Here is a 16,822-nt window from a genome sequence, read left to right as displayed (position 1 = left end):
GCTCCCCGACCTTGGTAACCTGTGCACTTATGGCGGTAACCATCCACGACTGGATCCTTACTGAAGCGGTCCGTCTCCATGAACAACAGCACGGTCGCAGCCACGACGATGACACCGCGAACGCGGTGGCACGGTCGACAAACGGCTCTCTGACCGATCAGCTGGCGGCTCGCGCAGTGGCACTGCCTGAGGCGGCCACGGCGGCGGCTGACCTCAAGCATCTCAAGCATGCGTTTCAGCTGTTCGTTATGGCGGCGCTCGTCGGTGCAGCGCTCGCAGGCTGGTTCGCCGCACGCGCTGCACTGGAGATACGCGACGTCGATGCGTTGCTCGTACTGGTCGCGCTGCTGGGGCTGCCAAGCCTGACGCTGGTCGGCTGGCTGATCGTCATGATTGCTCGTCCTGGCTGGCGTTCTGACGGGATGCTGATCGGTCCGCTGCTACGCGGCTTTCTCGAGCGGCTGGCACCGAAATTCCTGCACAGCGATCTGGCACCCAGTCTGGTTCGCGCCTGTGTTTATCTACTGCGTACACCGGCCGGACAATCGCGCCTCGCGGCGATCATCCATGGTTTCTGGCTGGCGTATACGAGCACCGCCATCGCCGCCATGGCGCTTTATTTCAGCATTATCGAGTACACACTCAGCTGGGGTACGACGATTCTCGACGCCGAGGTTATCGTTGGTCTGGTGAGTGGCCTGGCCAGCTTGCCGGCGGCGCTGGGGCTGATGCCCGAGGTGCAGTCTGACTGGGTTCTCGCCGCCCGGGATGGTACGGCGACGGCCGCGCATCGCGCCGCCTGGGCGGCCTTTCTTGTGGGCGCGGTAGCCATTTACGGGGCATTGCCGCGTCTCGTGCTGGCGGTAGTCTATGGCCTGCTCGGGCACTTTCAGGGCAACCGAATGGCACTGGACACGGGACTACCTGGTTATCTGCGACTGCGCGAGCTGGTTCATCCGGCGTCGGCACCAGCCAATCAATCCGAGGCACCCATGGCCACCCTCCCCCGCGCGCCACGGCAGGCCGCGGAAACCGCCACGGGCCCGATACTGGTCATCGCCGCAGAGCGCACCACCGATGACCTGTTGGCGGCGATTCCGGATCTCAGCGCGCCGGTCATCGGAGCGGTTGACACACGTGCCGCCCGGCGACAGTTGATCGCGGCGCTGCAGGCGCAGCCCCATCCGACGACGGGGCTGCTGGCCACCTGCTCGCTCCTTCGTACACCGGATACCGGAACTGCCTACATCCTGGGCGACATGGCGAAAACGGCGGATGCTCCGCTGATCCTGGTACTACACGACGCAACGGAGCTCGCCTCGAGGGGCGGTGATCCGCAGGCACGCATTGCCGACTGGGATCGGCTTGCGGATTCAATCGGCGCCGATTACGTCGTTTTCGATCACCAACAACCGGATCCGGCGGCGATCGCATCGATTCGCCAATGGACCGACGAGGCGGAAACAGCATGACCGACGCACCCATCCTTGATGTCGGTATTGTCGGACACACCAACGCCGGCAAGACGTCATTGGTTCGAACTCTCACCCGCAACCGCAGCTTCGGCGAGGTCGAGGATCGCGGCGGGACCACCCGCCGCGTGTCAGCGGCAACACTCGCCGATGGCGACGCAACGCGGCTGCGTCTCTGGGATTCTCCCGGACTGGAGAATGCCCCGACCCTGCTCGACCATCTCGAGGAGACGAGCACGCAGCGCCACGACGGTCTGGCCGCGCTTCAACGGCTTCTCGACGATCCCCACATCGCACGTCAGTTCCCCGAGGAAACCCGGGTCCTCGAGCTGACCCTCGGCTGCGATGTACTGCTCTATGTCGTCGATGTGCGCGAGCCGGTGCTCGAGAAATACAAGGACGAGTTGGCGGTGCTGGCGAGCAGTGCGCGGCCGATTATTGCCGTGCTCAATTTTGTCGCCGCGGACGACAGTCGGGAGTCGGAATGGCGCGACGCCCTCGCCCGGGTCACGCTGCATACCGTGGTCGCCTTCGATGCCCGGGTACGGAGCCTTGATACGGAGCTACAGCTCTACAAGAAGGTTGCGAGCCAACTCAATGATTTCGAACCGGCAATCGAGGCCTGGATCTCCCATCGGCAGACCGAGGAACATCAGTGTCGCGAGGCCGCACGTTCAACCATCGCTACGCTGTTGGTAGACGCTGCCGCCGCGCAGCGAAGCCTGAAAAAGACCGACCGGAATGGTCCCGATCCCTCTCTCGAGGCGCTGCGGGAGGCGATTCGGGCGCGTGAGCAGGTGTGTAGCGAGACTCTGCTCGCCCTCTACGCCTTTGCCGACGAGGACTACGAGGACGACGACTGGCCGCTGGCGAGTGGTTACTGGCCGGAGGACGTATTCAGCGTCGATGCGCTCAAGCGCTATGGCCGGCAGGGTGCCGGGTATGCGGGAGCGGGCGTGGGGATCGGGGCCGCCTTCGATATCGGGACCGGAGGCCTGTCACTGGGTACAGGCACCCTGCTGGGGCTGTTGGTCGGCAGTAGTACGGGCGCGGCACGCGCTTTGGTGCCGCCGTTGTGGAAACGATCCTACGGACAGCCTCCGGTCTGCGTCAGCGACGAGACGCTGGAGCGACTGGCGGCACGGCAACTGCACCTGATCAACGCCCTCAACCGCCGTGGTCATGCCACGACCGAGACGCTGGAGGGGGAGCAGGCGGCGCTCTTCGAGAATACCGAGCGGGTCGCCCTGTTGCACAAGGCACGCCAGCACCCGGAATGGTCATCCCTGAATGCGGATTTCAGGGACAGTGCCCAGCGTAACGAGGTGATTGAGAAGGTGGCCGCAACCCTGCCCGATTTCTACATCGACTGATCCGGCACCAGAAGCACCGGAACATCCAGCCCGCGGCAGGCCGCCTCGGCCACACTCCCCAGAAGCAGCTGTTGCAAAGGATTGCGCCCCCGCTTGCCAAGCACGAGGAGGTCCACGTCTTCGGCATCGGCCATTTCGGTCAGCACGCGACGTGGATCACCTTCCGCGATACGGGTCTCAAGCGATGCGATGCCTTCGGAGAGCTCCGCCAGATGAGACTTCGCCTCGGCGACGGCACTGCTCTCGCTCCCGGCGTCATCGAGCACCGTGACCGCCAGTGCCCTCTGCGCCCGTCCGGCCAGATCGGCGAAAACCGCCTCCGCCGACTTCGCGGCTGTTGAACCGTCCGTTGCCAGCAGAATGGTTTGATCGGTTGCCAGGCATTCCTCTCCCACAGGCTCCAGCCACAGCGGCATTCCTGCCAGTCGAGCGGTATCAAGGGCGGTACTACCGAGGAAGAACTCATGGAAGCGACTCTGGCCCCGACTGCCCATCAGCAGCAGATCAGCGCCAATATCGTCAGCGGCCGCGACCAGCTCCGCCCCGGGCTCGCCGGTTCGGATCTGCCAGTCCACATCGAGCCCCGGTGAAGCGAGCTGACCCGCTTCCTCCGTCAGGCGCTGCTCGTACCAGGCCCTGTGGCTTTCCTCGGGCACCGATGGATAGCGGCTGCTGAGTACATACACCAGGGTTACGCGCTCCAGCCCCGAATCGCGTAATGCCTCCACCCGCCGGCGAACACAGGGCCAGGCCGGTGAAAAATCGATTCCGATCAGTGCGTGCTTAAACATCACTCTCTCCTTGTCCACTTTTGCCCGCTGCCATCTCGAGACCGTCAACGAAAAGCCGCCGGAAACCCAGAAAGCCCTCCAGTCGAACCGTCAGCGGTTGCTCGATCCGCAGATCATCCGCCACATAGACGCGGATACCTTCCTTAATCTCCGAGACATAGCCAGCGGGGTCTCCGGGTTCTCCCGGATCCGCCACCGGCACCGAAGCGGAACCACCGCAGCAGCCATGGCGGGTTGACCCGCGAATCATCATGCTGCCGCCGAGTCGCGTAACCCAGTCCCTGGCCTCCGGTGTGATTTCGATGTCGAGTCCGGTCATTAGCTGCTTGCCTGCGCTACCGGGAAGTACCCGCGCGTCTGGTTGGCGATCCAGACCAGCCCCAGCATTAATGGCACCTCGACCAGGACGCCGACCACGGTGGCCAGCGCCGCCCCGGACTGCATCCCGAATAGCGAGATCGCCGCCGCCACGGCCAGCTCGAAGAAGTTGCTGGCACCGACCATCGCGCCCGGGGCCGCCACGCTGTGGGGCACGCTCCAGGCCTTGGCCCAGCCGTAGGCGATCGCAAAGATCAGGAAGGTCTGAACAACCAGCGGCACCGCGATCAGTACGATGTGCAGCGGGTTCTGCAGGATGACCTCGCCCTGGAATGCGAACAGCAGCACCAGCGTCAGGATCAGGCCAACGGGTGTCACCGGGCCCAACCGCTTCATGAAGACGTTGTCGAAGTAATCGATGCCCTTGCTGGCGATCACGTAGCGGCGCGTGGCGTAGCCGGCGGTCAGCGGAATCACGATGTAGAGAAAGACCGACAGTCCGATCGTCTCCCAGGGAACGGTCATATCCGAGAGCCCCAGCAGGAACATCACGATCGGCGCAAACGCGAACAGCATGATGAGATCGTTGAGTGATACCTGCACCAGGGTGTAGGCGGCGTCACCCCGCGTGAGATAGCTCCAGACGAAGACCATGGCGGTACAGGGGGCCGCCCCCAGCAGAATGGCGCCCGCCAGGTACTCCCGGGCCAGGCCCGCCTCGATCAGTGGCTCGAAGAGCACGACCAGGAAGAACCACGCAATGGCGAACATCGTGAAAGGCTTGATCAACCAGTTCACCGTCGTGGTGATAATCAACCCCTTGGGCTGGCGACGTACGCCCGCAATGGAGTCGAAATCCACCTGCACCATCATCGGAAAGATCATGGCCCAGATCAGGATCGCGACCGGGATCGACACCTGTGCGTACTCGAAACGCGACAGAAGCTCGGGCACCACGGGCGCGAACTGACCCACCGCAATGCCGGTCACGATCGCCAGCGCCACCCAGACTGACAGGTAACGCTCAAAGAGGCCCATGCCCTCCTTGATATCCGGGGAATTATCAGTCTTGCTCACGCTTAACCTCCAGTAACATTCATATCTGCATATGCGTATATAACAATAATCGGATGGTGCGCTGCATCGGCCGTTGTGTCAAATTCCTGCCAACCGGGAGTTCATTACGCCCGCTTTCCGGGTAGCCAACGCACCCTAACCCCGTGATAATGCGACTCCACGCAGCCTGAAGATATCCATGACCGAAAACGACGAAAGCTCGCTGATCCGGAAGGTAACGGTGGGGTCGACGACGTTTACCCTCCTCGGGACGGCCCATGTCTCACCGCAGAGTATCGCCGACGTACGCCAGGAGGTGGATAACGGCGCCTACGATGTCGTTGCGGTCGAACTCTGCGACAGCCGCTACCAAAACCTGATGAATCCGCAGGCGATCGAGCAGCTCGATCTCTTCGATGTCCTGCGTAGCGGCAAGGCCGGGATGATCATCGCGAGTCTCGCCCTCGGCGCGTATCAGCAGCGCCTCGCCGAGCAGTTCGACATCCGGCCCGGCGCCGAGCTGGAGGCGGCAGTCCACGGCGCACGGCGTCGGCGCCTGCCGGTCTGGCTGGTCGACCGCGATATCGGTACCACCCTCAGGCGTGTCTATCGGAATGTTCCCTGGTGGCAGCGACCCATGCTGTTCACCGGACTGCTGGGCAGCCTGCTATCGCGCGATCAGGTCAGTGCCGAGGATATCGAGCGGCTCAAGCAGGGGGATATGCTCGAGTCGACCTTCAGTGAATTCGCCGCGGGCTCGGCGCGGCTCTTCGAGCCGCTGATCAATGAGCGCGACCGCTACATGGCCGCCCGCCTGCTGGCAAGCGCCGACGCGGCGGAGGCAACGCCACGGTCGGTACTCGTGGTCGTGGGCGCCGGCCACCTGAGTGGCCTGGAAAAGGCGCTTGAGGCCGGCTTCGACGACCCCGCCGCGGAATCCGAGCGACTCGCGCATACCCCGGCGCGGTCGCGCTGGCCGAAGCTCATTCCCTGGGTAGTTGTCGCGATTATCCTCACTGGTTTTGCCATCGGTTTCAGCCGCAGCAGCGAGCTCGGCTGGCGCCTCGTGACCGACTGGGTCCTGATCAATGGCAGTCTCTGTGCGCTGGGCGCCGCCCTCGCCCGCGGTCATCCATTCACGGTCATCGGCTCGTTCGTAGCTGCGCCGTTAACCTCACTGAACCCCACCATCGGCGCCGGGTTTGTGGCCGCGGCCATCGAACTGATGAGCCGCAGGCCCCGGGTCGAGGACTTCCGCGGCCTGCGCGAGGCGGTAGCCGACTGGCGGGGCTGGTGGCGGAACCGGGTGGCCCGGACGCTGCTCGTTTTCCTGTTCGCTACCCTCGGCTCGGCGGCGGGGACCTACCTAGCCGGCTTTCGCATCATCGGCCAGCTGGTCTAGCGCTCAACCCGCGGCGGACGGGGTCGCCCTTGGAAAGCAGGCGTAAAAGTTCTCCGCGGTCTGTTCGGCCACGGCATCAGCGCTCAGGCCCTGCAGGTCCGCCAGGCAATCGATGACCTCGCGGACCCAGCCGGGGCGATTCTCCTCGCCCCGGTGAGGCACGGGCGCCAAATAGGGGCTGTCGGTTTCGACGAGCAGACGATTCATGGGCAGTCCGCGAACGGTCTCCCGCAGCGCCTCGGCCCGACGAAACGTCAGAATCCCCGACAACGACAGGTAAAAGCCCAGATCAAGCATGCCGCGGGCTATCGTGGCGTCCTCCACGAAACAGTGGATCACACCCCCGACCTCGTCGGCCCGGCTCTCGCGCAGTATAGCCAGGGTGTCGTCGGGCGCCATGCGGCTGTGGACGATGATCGGGCGTTGTGACTGTCGGGCGGCCTCGATATGGCGTCGAAAACGATCCCGCTGCCAGCCGTAGTCGCCGGCTGCGTCGCCGTAATCGAGTCCCGTTTCACCGATCGCGACCACGCGGGGGTGATCGGCCATGGCGGCCAGCGCATCGGCCTCCGGATCCTCCCCGTCGCCACAGGGGTGAACGCCTACCGAGGTGAAGACGTCGTCGTGGCGCTCGCTAAAGGCAATCAGCCGGTCTCGCTCCTCCACCCCGACGGCCACGTTCAGGAACGCGTCGACACCCGCGGCGCGGGCCTCGGCAAGGGCGTTGTCGGCGCTCTCGGGGCGCTCGAGCAGGTGGAAGTGGCAGTGTGAATCGATAATCATGGCCGACTCCAGATCAAAAACAGGGCTTCGATGGACAGTTCACGGCTGAGGGGCTGTTCGGCGGCATCACGCAGCGGCAGCAGATCTGTCTGGATCCGTCTCAGCCGCTCGACGGTGAGCTTTTCCTGCAGTCGCTCGAGCCCGGGATAGCCGCTCAGTCGACGGCGGGCATCAATCGCTCCGCGCATGAGCTGAATGGCGAGGCGTTGCATGTGCTGCGTCGTCTCCAGGGCGCCCACCGACCGCCATTCCATGGCCACATCGACGGGGCTCCGACGCTCACCGATAACGGCCGCAAGATCACCGGCCAGCGCTTCGAAACGCTCGACACCCTCGGCCGCGGCCAGATGCCGGGCGCTCAGCGGGCTGCCACCGGCCAGCTCGAGCAGTGCCTCGGGGGCGGCAACGCCCTGCGTTTGCAGCCACGACACGGCCTCGGCCCGTGGCGGCACACCAAGACGATAATGCTGGCAGCGGCTGCGAATGGTGGCGCTCAAGCGCCCTGGCTGATGACTGACGAGGATCAGCACCATGCCGTCGGGGGGTTCCTCGAGGGTTTTCAGCAGGGCGTTGGCCGTATGCCGATTCATGGCCTCGGCCGGGCTGAGAACGGCAATACGGCGGCTGTTATGCTGGCTCGTGCGATGGCTGAATTCGGTGAGTTCACGTGCCGATTCGATCTTGAGGATACCGCTCCCACCGGTTGCCGGCTCGATGATGTGCAGGTCCGGGTGACTGCCCGCCATGCGCAGCCGACAGTCCCGACAGGTACCGCAGGCGGCTCCCCCGATCGGTTGCTGGCAGAGCAGCCGGGCCGCCATGGCCCGCGCCAACTCACCCTTGCCGGTTCCGGCCGGACCACCGAGCAGGAGCGCATGCGGGATCCGCTCGGCCTCGGCGCTGGCCTGAAAGCGTGACCAGGCGGACACCTGCCAGGGCAACGGCATCGAGCTGGATGGCGCCCCGGTCTCAGTCATCGAATCGCGCCGAGAGGATCGTCGTGATCGTCGCCTGGACCCGTTCGAGTGCGGGCGACGCATCCACGCGGCGGATACGGTCCGGCTCGGTGCGGGCGATCTGTGCATAGGCCGAACGGACCGCCTCGAAAAAGCGCTGGTGCTCCGATTCGAAACGATCCGGGGCACTCCGGCCGGCAGCACGAGCCAGCCCGGTTGCCACGGGCAGATCCAGCCACAATGTCAGTCCGGGCCGCAGATCGCCCATCAGCCACTCGGCGAGCCCGCGCACCCGCTCGACGCCGAGTCCGCGACCGCCGCCCTGGTAGGCGAGGCTGGCGTCGGTAAACCGATCGCAGATCACCCAGCGACCGGCCTGTAGCGCCGGCTTGATGACCGTCTCGAGATGCTCGGCCCGCGCCGCGAACATCAGCAGCACCTCGGCCTCTGCGCTCATGCCCTGCTCACGGTGGCCGAGTAGAACGGCGCGCAGTTCCTCCCCGAGCGCGGTACCACCTGGTTCGCGCGTAATCAGCGGGTCATCACCCCGCGCGATGATCCAGTCGCTGACCGTTGTCAGCGCCGATGTCTTGCCCGCTCCCTCGATGCCCTCGATGGTAATGAAACGCCTTGTATCCATGCCGCTACTCCTCCTCGCCCAGCTGGTAGCGACGCACGGCGCGGTTGTGCGCCTCGAGCGTTGCCGAGAAGACGTGGCTGCCATCCCCGCGGCTAACGAAATACAGGCTGTCGCCGGCCGCCGGGTTGACCGCGGCGTCGATGGCCGCACGGCCGGCAAGCGCGATGGGCGTGGGCGGCAGACCGTGGCGGGTGTAGGTGTTGTAGGGCGTATCGGCTCGCAGGTGACGACGCAGCAGATCGCCGTCGAATTCCTCGCCGAGGCCGTAGATGACCGTGGGATCGGTCTGCAGGCGCATGCCGCGGTTGAGTCGCCGAATGAAAACACCGGCGATGCGACGGCGTTCATCCGCCTGCCCGGTCTCTTTCTCGATGATCGAGGCCAGCGTCAGGGCCTCGTCGGCATCCGCCAGCGGCAGATCATCGGCGCGCTCGGCCCAGGCCGACTCCAGCGTGGATTCGAGGTCGCGGTTGGCTCGACGCAGCAGGGCAACATCGGTGGTCCCGCGCGGGAATCGGTAGGTCTCCGGGAGGAAACGCCCCTCCGCGGCATCGTCGGGGCGATCAATGGCGGTCATGATCGCGGCGTGGTCGACATCCGGCGGTAGGGTCCGATCAATCGCCGGATGCCCGTGGATCGCGGCGATCAGCTCCTCGATCCGCCAGCCCTCGATAATCGTGAATCGATACTGCACAACATCGCCATCGACCATGCGCTGCATCAGTCCCGCGGCGGTGAGTCCGGCGTCAATCGCGTATTCTCCCGCCTGTATCCGCGCCGCAGCGCCCTTCCAGCGGGCATAAAGCCGCAGTGGCAGCGGATGATCGATAAGCCCCCGATCCGTGAGCAGCGTCGCAACCGTGGCAAAGCTCGATCCCGAGGGAATCGTGACGGGAGGACGATCGGTCTCGGTGAGCGGGGTTTGCTCGATTTGCTGGATCTTCTGGCTCGCAGCGATCGCGAGGGCCGCGAGCAACACGACCAGGAGCAGTGCAGCAACGACAAGGACACGACGGATTGTCATGCGCCCGTCACCGCCGGCATCAGCGCCGTTTTTGCCCGGGCGATCTCGGTCTGGAGCCGCGCGACCCAGGGCGAGAGCGGTAATGGCATCCCGGCAATGGAGTGGACCGGCCACAGCCCGATCAGGCTGTTCGTCAGCATAACGCCTCCCCGGTCGCCTGGCAGATCATCCCGCCGGAGGGTGTCTCGCTCAACCGTTGCGCCCATCGCGTTCGCCCGCTCCAGGAGCCATGTCTGCATCACGCCATCGACGCCGCAGTCTTCGGTGTTCGGTATACAAAGATCATCGCCGCGATCGACGATCAGGTTGGTTGCAGTCGCCTCGATCACGCGTCCATCGGTGCTCTCCATCAGGCCCTCGGCGATTTCCGGCGTCTGCCATTCCCGACGTGCCATGACCTGTTCGAGCCGATTGAGATGCTTGATCCCGGCCAGTGCAGGCTGGATCGACAGTCGCATCGCGCAAAAGCGGACGGCGACACCCTCTGTCCACCACTCGGCCGGTCTCGCGGGAGCAGGAAGACAGCGCACGATGCGCGTAGGCCGGGGTGAAAGTGGTGGGGCGTAACCTTGCCCGCCGATACCCCTCGTGGCGCTGATGCGCAGGACGCCGAAGCGTGGGAGCGCGAGTCTTTCAAGGTCGCCAACCCATGCCCCGCGGGGAGGTGATTCAAAGCCGAGCCGCTCGCAGCCGCTTTCGAGTCGGGCCAGGTGGCGGTCCCACAGCTTCGGCTTGTACTCGACCACGGCGATGGTCTCGAAGACCCCGTCACCGTAGCTCAACCCGCGATCCGCAACGGCGATTGACGGCGTCGGTTCGCCGTTGACGAGAACCGGCTCGGTGTTCTCGCTCACGCGTCCAGGGCGCGGAAGATGACCGTGCCGTTGGTGCCGCCGAAACCGAACGAATTCGACAACGCCGCCCGAACAGGTTGCTCGCGGGCGACGTTGGGCACCAGGTCCATATCCAGATCGTCGTCCGGGGTGTCGAGGTTGATCGTCGGCGGCAGAATACCGTCGCGCATCGCGAGGAGCGTGAAAACCGCCTCCACACCGCCGGCCGCGCCGAGCAGATGCCCGGTCATGGACTTGGTGGAGCTGATTGGCAGTTGCCGTGCACGCGCCCCGAAAGTGCCCTGAACGGCGCGGATCTCGGCCCGGTCGCCGGCCTGGGTCGAGGTCCCGTGGGCGTTGACGTAGTCGATCTGATCCGGGCTCATTTCCGCATCCTCGAGCGCCCGGGTCATGCAGCGCTGCGCCCCTTCGCCGGTCTCCGCCGGCAGGGTCATGTGGTGGGCATCGCCGCTCATCCCGAAGCCGGCGATCTCCGCATAAATGGGTGCGCCGCGCCGCCTTGCCTGCTCGTACTCCTCGAGAATCAGCACGGCGGCACCATCACCAAGGACAAACCCGTCACGTCCCTGGTCCCAGGGACGACTCGCGGCCTGCGGATCGTCGTTTCGGGTGGACAGTGCCCGCGCCGCCGCGAATCCGCCCAGGCCGGTCGGCGTGGTGGAGAACTCGGCCCCGCCGGCGATCATCGCATCGGCATCGCCGTAGGCGATCATCCGCGCGCTCTGGCCGATATTGTGCGTGGCACTGGTACAAGCCGTTACCGTGGCGACGTTGGGCCCCTTGGCCCCGAGCAGAATCGATAGATTGCCGGAGACCATGTTGATAATGGCGCTGGGAATGAAAAACGGCGAAATCCGCCGCGGTCCCGACTCCAGATAGGTCTTGTGACCCTCTTCAATGGAGTGGATACCGCCGATCCCGGAGCCCACGGAGACGCCGATTCGATCGGCATTCTCCGCATCGATTGTGAGGCCGGAATCCCGCAGTGCATCCATCGCTGCAGCGATTCCGTAATGTATGAAGGGGTCCATCTTGCGGGCTTCCTTGCGACTCAGGTACTCAGTCACATCGAACCCCCGAACCTCGCCGCCGAAACGAACGGCGAACGGTTCGGTGTCGAAGCGCTCGATCGGCCCGATGCCGCTGCGCCCTTCCCGGATGCTCTGCCAGGCCGCGTCGACGGTATTACCGACCGGCGAGACGATGCCCAGCCCGGTGACTACGACCCTGCGTCCAATCACCCGCGAACCCCCTGCGATTACTCTTCGAGATGCCGATTGATGTAGTCGAACGCGTGCCGAACCGTCGTGATCTTCTCGGCTTCCTCGTCCGGGATCTCGCACTCGAACTCTTCCTCGAGCGCCATCACCAGCTCGACCGTGTCCAGCGAATCCGCGCCCAGATCGTCGACAAAGGAGGCCTCGGCGGTCACCTCGTCTTCCTTGACGCCGAGTTGCTCGACTACGATCTTCTTGACTCTTTCCTCGATGCTACTCATCTCGCTCCTACCTCTCGGATTGCAATTGTGGGGCTATGGCCCGAACCGGGGCGTATTCTATGGAATACGGTGACAATGCGCCAGCGACCGGCTACTGCATCAGCAGCCCGCCGTTAACGTTTAGGGTTTCACCGGTGATGTAGCCACCGGCGGGGGATGCCAGGAAACACGCCGCCGCGGCGATGTCCGCCGGCTGGCCCAGACGCTGTAGTGGCGTCTGCGCGGTCAGTGCCGCGCGTTGATCGTTATCAAGCGCATCGGTCATATCGGTCTCGATGAAGCCGGGCGCAATGGCGTTGACGGTAATGTTGCGGCTGCCGACCTCGCGCGCCAGCGACCGGGTCATGCCCAGCAGGCCGGCCTTGGCGGCGGCATAGTTGGCCTGGCCGGCATTGCCCATGAGCCCCACCACCGAACCGATGTTGATGATCCGCCCGCGTCGGGCCTTCATCATGCCGCGGAGCACTGCGCGAGAGACCCGGAAAACGGCGTTCAGGTTGGTCTCGACCACGCTGTCCCAGTCGTCATCGCTCATGCGCATGGCGAGATTGTCGCGGGTAATGCCGGCATTGTTAACCAGGATGCCGGGCGTGCCCTCGCGCGCCGCGATCTCGCCTACGCAGGCCGTAATCCCCTCGCGATCCTGGACATCAAGCGTGACACCGCGGCCACTCAGCCCGAGCGATTCGAGATGCGCACTGATGCGCTCGGCGCCGATATCGCGGGTGGCGGTCCCGATCACGGTCGCCCCGCTGCGTCCGAGTTGCTCGGCGATCGCTGCGCCAATGCCCCGGCTGGCGCCGGTCACGAGCGCGACCTCGCCATCAAGCTGCAGATTCATGTCACCTCCAGTGTGTTGAGTGCCTGCGCCAGCGAGTCCGGATCGTGGATCGCCTGAATGCCCATGCGCCGGTTGATGCGTCGGTTAAGCCCCGCGAGGACTTTGCCCGGCCCGCACTCGACCACCTGCTCGATCCCATGCCCGGCGATCTGCTGGATACACTCGGTCCAGCGCACCGGTGAGCGCAGCTGCGCAACCAGTCGCTCACGAATCGCTGCGGGCGTGGTGGCAAAGCTCAGGTCGACATTGTGAATGACCGGGACGCTCGGCGCCTGCAAGTCAACGCCGGCGAGGCGATCGGCCAGACGATCGGCGGCCGGCGCCATCAGCGAGCAGTGCGCGGGGACACTCATCGGGAGCATCACCGCGCGTTTGGCACCGGCCTGACGTGCAGCCTCAAGGGTCCGCTCGACCGCCTCGCGATGGCCGGCAATCACCGTCTGTCCCGGTGCATTGTAGTTGACTGGCTCGACCACGGCCTCCGTCACCTCGGCACAGAGCGCGGCGAGAGTGGTCTCGTCCAGTCCCAGGACCGCGGCAATGGCGCCCTCACCCTCCGGCACCGCTGCCTGCATGAAGCGGCCACGATCGCGCACCAGCTCCACGGCGGTGGGAAAATCGAGGGCGCCGGCGGCAACCAGCGCCGTGTACTCGCCCAGGCTGTGGCCGGCCATCATCGCCGGCAGCGCTCCGCCACCCTCTCGCCAGGCGCGCCAGACGGCGATGCCGGCCGTGAGCATGAGCGGCTGGGTGTGATCGGTACGGTTCAGCATCGACTCCGGTCCCTCGCTGGCAAGGGCCCAGAGATCCTCCCCCATCGCGGTCGATGCCTCGATGAAGGTCTTCTGGACCACCGCGTGGCGGTCGGCGAGCTCGGCGAGCATGCCCAGTGACTGGGAGCCCTGGCCGGGGAATACGAATGCGAGGTCGTTACGCGTTGACATGTGGCATCCCGTTCAATACCGAATCAGGGCGGAGCCCCAGGTAAAACCTGCCCCGAAGGCCTCGAGAAGCAACAGCTCGTCGCGCTGGATGCGACCATCGCGCACGGCCGTGTCGAGCGCGAGCGGGATGGAGGCCGCAGAGGTGTTGCCGTGCTCTGCCACCGTGCTCACCATCCTCGACGGTGGCAACCCGAGTTTGCGCGCAGTCGCCGCCATGATACGGATGTTCGCCTGATGCGGGACCAGCCAGTCCACGTCGCCCCGCTCAAGGCCATTGGCGCTGAGTGTCTCATCGACGAGTGCGCCAAGGGTGCGCACGGCGACCCGGAAGACCTCGTTGCCACGCATGCTCACCTTGCCATGGCTGCCCTCGAGCCGTTCGTAGCCCTGCGAGACGCCCCAGGGGACATGCAGCAGCGGAGTCTGCCGGCCATCGGCATGCAGATGCGTGGAGAGGACACCCGGCGTATCACTCGCCTCGAGGACAACCGCCCCGGCGCCATCGCCGAAGAGCACACAGGTACTGCGGTCCTTCCAGTCGAGGATCCGCGAGAAGACCTCCGCGCCGATCACCAGCGCGCGCTGCGCGCCGCCGGTGCGAATGAACCGGTCGGCCATGTCGAGACCATAGACAAAGCCGGAGCAGGCCGCGCCGATGTCGAACGCGACTGCGCCCGGGGCAATGCCGAGCCGTTCGACAAGGCGGCAGGCCGTGCTCGGGAAGACATGATCGGGCGTGGACGTGGCGACCACCACCAGATCGATATCGTCTGCCGTGAGGCCGGCCGCGGTCAGGGCCCTCGCCGCGGCGGCCTCGGCGAGGTCGGAGCAGATCTGGTGGGGCGCGGCGACGTGCCGCTGAGCGATCCCCGTACGCTCGAGGATCCAGCGGTCGGTGGTGTCGACCATTGTCTCGAGCTCGGCGTTGGTCACCACCCGGTCCGGCAGGTAACCACCGGTACCGCGAATACGGGAACGGTTCATTGCTCCGGCTCCGCATGGAAGATTTCACTGAGCCGGGCATCGATCCGGCGGGGAATCGCCTCGACCGCCTCGACAAACCCGGTCTCGATCGCCTGCTCGAACGCCCAGGCGTCGGCGCTGCCGTGGCTCTTGACGACCACGCCCCGCAGCCCCAGCAGACTGGCGCCGTTGTACTGTCGATGGTCGAGCCGGCGTCGCAGGGCGCGGAGCACCGGCATCGCCACCAGCCCCGCCAGCCGCGTGAACAGATTGCGACGAAACTCGTCGCGCAGATACTGCGAGATCATCGCCGCCACGCCCTCACTGCTTTTGAGCGCGACGTTGCCGGTGAAACCGTCGCAGACAACCAGGTCCGCCACATTGCGGAACATGCTGTCACCCTCGACGTAGCCGATGTACCGCAGGTCACTATCCTGCAGGAGCTGGGCGGCGTGCTTGACCTGATCGTTGCCCTTGATCTCTTCCTCTCCGAGATTGAGCAGGCCGATCCGGGGATGGTTACTGTCACCGAGCGCTTCTACCAGCACCGATCCCATCACCGCGAACTGAAAGAGATGCTCGGCGGTGCAGTCTACATTGGCACCGAGATCCAGCATCCGGAACCGGCCGCCGCGACAGGGGATGGTGGTGCAGATCGCCGGGCGGTCGATGCCCGGTAATGTCTTGAGCCGGTAGCGCGCCGTGGCCATCAGCGCACCGGTGTTGCCGGCGCTGACGCAGGCATCGGCCTCCCCCGAGCGGACCAGGTCGATGGCCACCCGCATCGATGAGTCGCGCTTGAAGCGCAGCGCCTGGGAGGGTGACTCGTTCATATCCACGACCTGGCTGGCGGCATGGATGCGCAGACGGGCGCGCACCGGCGGGTCGAGCGGCTCGATCTGGCGCTCGAGTCGGTCGCGATCACCCACAAGGATGAGCGTCAGAGAGGGGTGCCGGCCGATTGCCGCGGCGGCGGCCTGGACCGTCACCGACGGCCCGTGGTCACCGCCCATCGCATCAATGGCCAGCGTGCAGGATTGAGCCAACGAGGCTAGTCGTCCTTACCGGTGGTCACCTTGCGGCCACGGTAGTAACCGTCCGCCGAGATATGATGCCGGCGGTGCGTTTCGCCGGTGGTCGGTTCGACACTCAGGCTCGGGTTCTTGAGCGCGTCGTGACTCCGGCGCATGCCGCGACGGGAGGGCGATTTCTTCGATTTCTGTACGGCCATTGTATTGTCCTGCGTTTCGCTGGTTCAGTCAGTGTGTTTCGCCCGAATCGTCACGCTTGAGTGATTCGAGCACCTGGAACGGGTTTTCCCGTACCGGGGTCGGTTCGTCCGCCGGGCCGAATTGCCGCTGCCCGCCGTCGCAGTTCACATCCTCATGCATCGGGATGAGCGGTAGTCCGAGAATAATCTCATCCTCGAGCACCGTGGCGACATCCAGCCACCCTCTGGGCGCGACCACCACGGGGGTGTCCGCGTCATAGGCGTCGGCCTCTGCGATGCGATCCACGACGATCAGATCGAAGGCACCCTCGACCGCCAGCGATACCGGCGAATGGCAGCGCTCGCAGTCCATGGTGACGACCGCCTGGCAGTCGCCACGACACCCCGGATGCGAGGGGCCGACCGTTAGCGTGATCGATCCTGCGACCTCGCGGGCGTGACCCCCGAGCTCGTGAATCCGCGGTAGCGAATCACCGGAGAGCGTCCCTGTCCAGGCGTGCTCGCCCGCGGCGAGTCGGCCAATATCGATCGAGCGCGGCAACTCATCGTCGTGCATAACCGCTGGATGTTAGGCGCCCGGTCGATTGCTGTCAAAAACGGCCGGTCTCCCCGTCGTGATTGCGTCTGCACGCGCAGTCGCCGACCATAACCGCCCTGGTGACATTGCATAAGGATC

Annotated in this window: 19 protein-coding genes; 3 read left to right on the top strand and 16 right to left on the bottom strand. The window is 65.2% G+C overall.

Annotated features, from left to right (window positions below):
- The first annotated feature begins 29 nt into the window (after positions 1 to 29).
- Both EV698_RS03945 and EV698_RS03940 read left to right on the top strand, forming a co-directional pair.
- A complete protein-coding gene (locus EV698_RS03945) occupies positions 30 to 1,472 on the top strand; it encodes a DUF2868 domain-containing protein (RefSeq protein ID WP_130502836.1) in 1,443 nt (480 codons plus the stop codon).
- Positions 1,469 to 2,845, top strand: a complete 1,377-nt coding sequence (locus EV698_RS03940) for a GTPase/DUF3482 domain-containing protein (RefSeq protein ID WP_165385714.1) — start codon at positions 1,469 to 1,471, stop codon at positions 2,843 to 2,845. The genes EV698_RS03945 and EV698_RS03940 overlap by 4 nt, the downstream gene beginning before the upstream one ends.
- Here the strand turns inward: EV698_RS03940 and EV698_RS03935 are convergent.
- Genes EV698_RS03935 through arsB form a run of 3 tightly spaced genes read right to left on the bottom strand, consistent with a single transcriptional unit; the run spans position 2,833 to position 4,992 of the window.
- Positions 2,833 to 3,636 (bottom strand): universal stress protein, encoded by an 804-nt coding sequence (locus EV698_RS03935; RefSeq protein ID WP_130502834.1) that lies wholly within the window; start codon positions 3,634 to 3,636, stop codon positions 2,833 to 2,835. The two genes, EV698_RS03940 and EV698_RS03935, sit on opposite strands and share 13 nt — an antisense overlap.
- Positions 3,629 to 3,955 (bottom strand): CC/Se motif family (seleno)protein, encoded by a 327-nt coding sequence (locus tag EV698_RS03930; RefSeq protein ID WP_130502833.1) that lies wholly within the window; start codon positions 3,953 to 3,955, stop codon positions 3,629 to 3,631. The genes EV698_RS03935 and EV698_RS03930 overlap by 8 nt, the downstream gene beginning before the upstream one ends.
- Complete coding sequence (gene arsB / locus EV698_RS03925) at positions 3,955 to 4,992, bottom strand: ACR3 family arsenite efflux transporter (RefSeq protein ID WP_130504013.1); 1,038 nt, start codon at positions 4,990 to 4,992, stop codon at positions 3,955 to 3,957. Before arsB ends, EV698_RS03930 begins: the two co-directional genes overlap by 1 nt.
- A gap of 217 nt (positions 4,993 to 5,209) precedes the next feature.
- Between arsB and EV698_RS03920 the strand changes: the two genes are divergently transcribed.
- On the top strand, positions 5,210 to 6,412 hold the full coding sequence (locus tag EV698_RS03920) for a TraB/GumN family protein (RefSeq protein ID WP_130502832.1): 1,203 nt from the start codon (positions 5,210 to 5,212) through the stop codon (positions 6,410 to 6,412).
- Positions 6,413 to 6,415: 3 nt separating this feature from the next.
- On the opposite strand, the gene EV698_RS03915 is transcribed toward EV698_RS03920, so the two are convergent.
- The 13 genes from EV698_RS03915 to EV698_RS03855 form a co-directional block, all read right to left on the bottom strand.
- Positions 6,416 to 7,195, bottom strand: coding sequence for a TatD family hydrolase (locus EV698_RS03915; RefSeq protein WP_130502831.1), 780 nt, complete (start codon positions 7,193 to 7,195; stop codon positions 6,416 to 6,418).
- On the bottom strand, positions 7,192 to 8,172 hold the full coding sequence (gene holB / locus EV698_RS03910) for a DNA polymerase III subunit delta' (RefSeq protein ID WP_165385713.1): 981 nt from the start codon (positions 8,170 to 8,172) through the stop codon (positions 7,192 to 7,194). The genes EV698_RS03915 and holB overlap by 4 nt, the downstream gene beginning before the upstream one ends.
- Entirely contained in the window at positions 8,165 to 8,791 is a 627-nt protein-coding gene (tmk, locus tag EV698_RS03905; RefSeq protein WP_130502829.1) for a dTMP kinase, read from the bottom strand. The genes holB and tmk overlap by 8 nt, the downstream gene beginning before the upstream one ends.
- Positions 8,792 to 8,795: 4 nt before the next feature.
- The gene (gene mltG / locus EV698_RS03900) at positions 8,796 to 9,815 is read right to left on the bottom strand and encodes an endolytic transglycosylase MltG (protein ID WP_130502828.1); all 1,020 of its coding nucleotides are present in this window, start codon (positions 9,813 to 9,815) and stop codon (positions 8,796 to 8,798) included.
- Positions 9,812 to 10,669, bottom strand: a complete 858-nt coding sequence (pabC, locus tag EV698_RS03895) for an aminodeoxychorismate lyase (protein ID WP_130502827.1) — start codon at positions 10,667 to 10,669, stop codon at positions 9,812 to 9,814. Before pabC ends, mltG begins: the two co-directional genes overlap by 4 nt.
- A complete protein-coding gene (gene fabF, locus EV698_RS03890) occupies positions 10,666 to 11,910 on the bottom strand; it encodes a beta-ketoacyl-ACP synthase II (RefSeq protein ID WP_130502826.1) in 1,245 nt (414 codons plus the stop codon). Before fabF ends, pabC begins: the two co-directional genes overlap by 4 nt.
- 17 nt (positions 11,911 to 11,927) lie before the next feature.
- On the bottom strand, positions 11,928 to 12,167 hold the full coding sequence (acpP, locus tag EV698_RS03885) for an acyl carrier protein (protein ID WP_023366518.1): 240 nt from the start codon (positions 12,165 to 12,167) through the stop codon (positions 11,928 to 11,930).
- Positions 12,168 to 12,258: 91 nt separating this feature from the next.
- Entirely contained in the window at positions 12,259 to 13,002 is a 744-nt protein-coding gene (fabG, locus tag EV698_RS03880) for a 3-oxoacyl-ACP reductase FabG (protein ID WP_130504012.1), read from the bottom strand.
- A gap of 2 nt (positions 13,003 to 13,004) precedes the next feature.
- Entirely contained in the window at positions 13,005 to 13,952 is a 948-nt protein-coding gene (gene fabD / locus EV698_RS03875; RefSeq protein ID WP_130502825.1) for an ACP S-malonyltransferase, read from the bottom strand.
- 12 nt (positions 13,953 to 13,964) lie between these two features.
- Complete coding sequence (locus EV698_RS03870; protein WP_130502824.1) at positions 13,965 to 14,936, bottom strand: beta-ketoacyl-ACP synthase III; 972 nt, start codon at positions 14,934 to 14,936, stop codon at positions 13,965 to 13,967.
- Entirely contained in the window at positions 14,933 to 15,961 is a 1,029-nt protein-coding gene (plsX, locus tag EV698_RS03865; RefSeq protein WP_130502823.1) for a phosphate acyltransferase PlsX, read from the bottom strand. Before plsX ends, EV698_RS03870 begins: the two co-directional genes overlap by 4 nt.
- A gap of 5 nt (positions 15,962 to 15,966) precedes the next feature.
- Positions 15,967 to 16,146 (bottom strand): 50S ribosomal protein L32, encoded by a 180-nt coding sequence (rpmF, locus tag EV698_RS03860; protein WP_023366528.1) that lies wholly within the window; start codon positions 16,144 to 16,146, stop codon positions 15,967 to 15,969.
- Positions 16,147 to 16,174: 28 nt separating this feature from the next.
- Positions 16,175 to 16,702: a YceD family protein gene (locus EV698_RS03855; protein WP_130502822.1), complete on the bottom strand. Its 528-nt coding sequence runs from the start codon at positions 16,700 to 16,702 to the stop codon at positions 16,175 to 16,177.
- Between the last annotated feature and the right edge of the window lie 120 nt (positions 16,703 to 16,822).

Origin of the sequence: Spiribacter vilamensis (assembly GCF_004217415.1) — a bacterium.
GTDB classification, from domain to species: domain Bacteria; phylum Pseudomonadota; class Gammaproteobacteria; order Nitrococcales; family Nitrococcaceae; genus Spiribacter; species Spiribacter vilamensis.
This window is presented reverse-complemented; position numbering and strand designations above follow the sequence as displayed.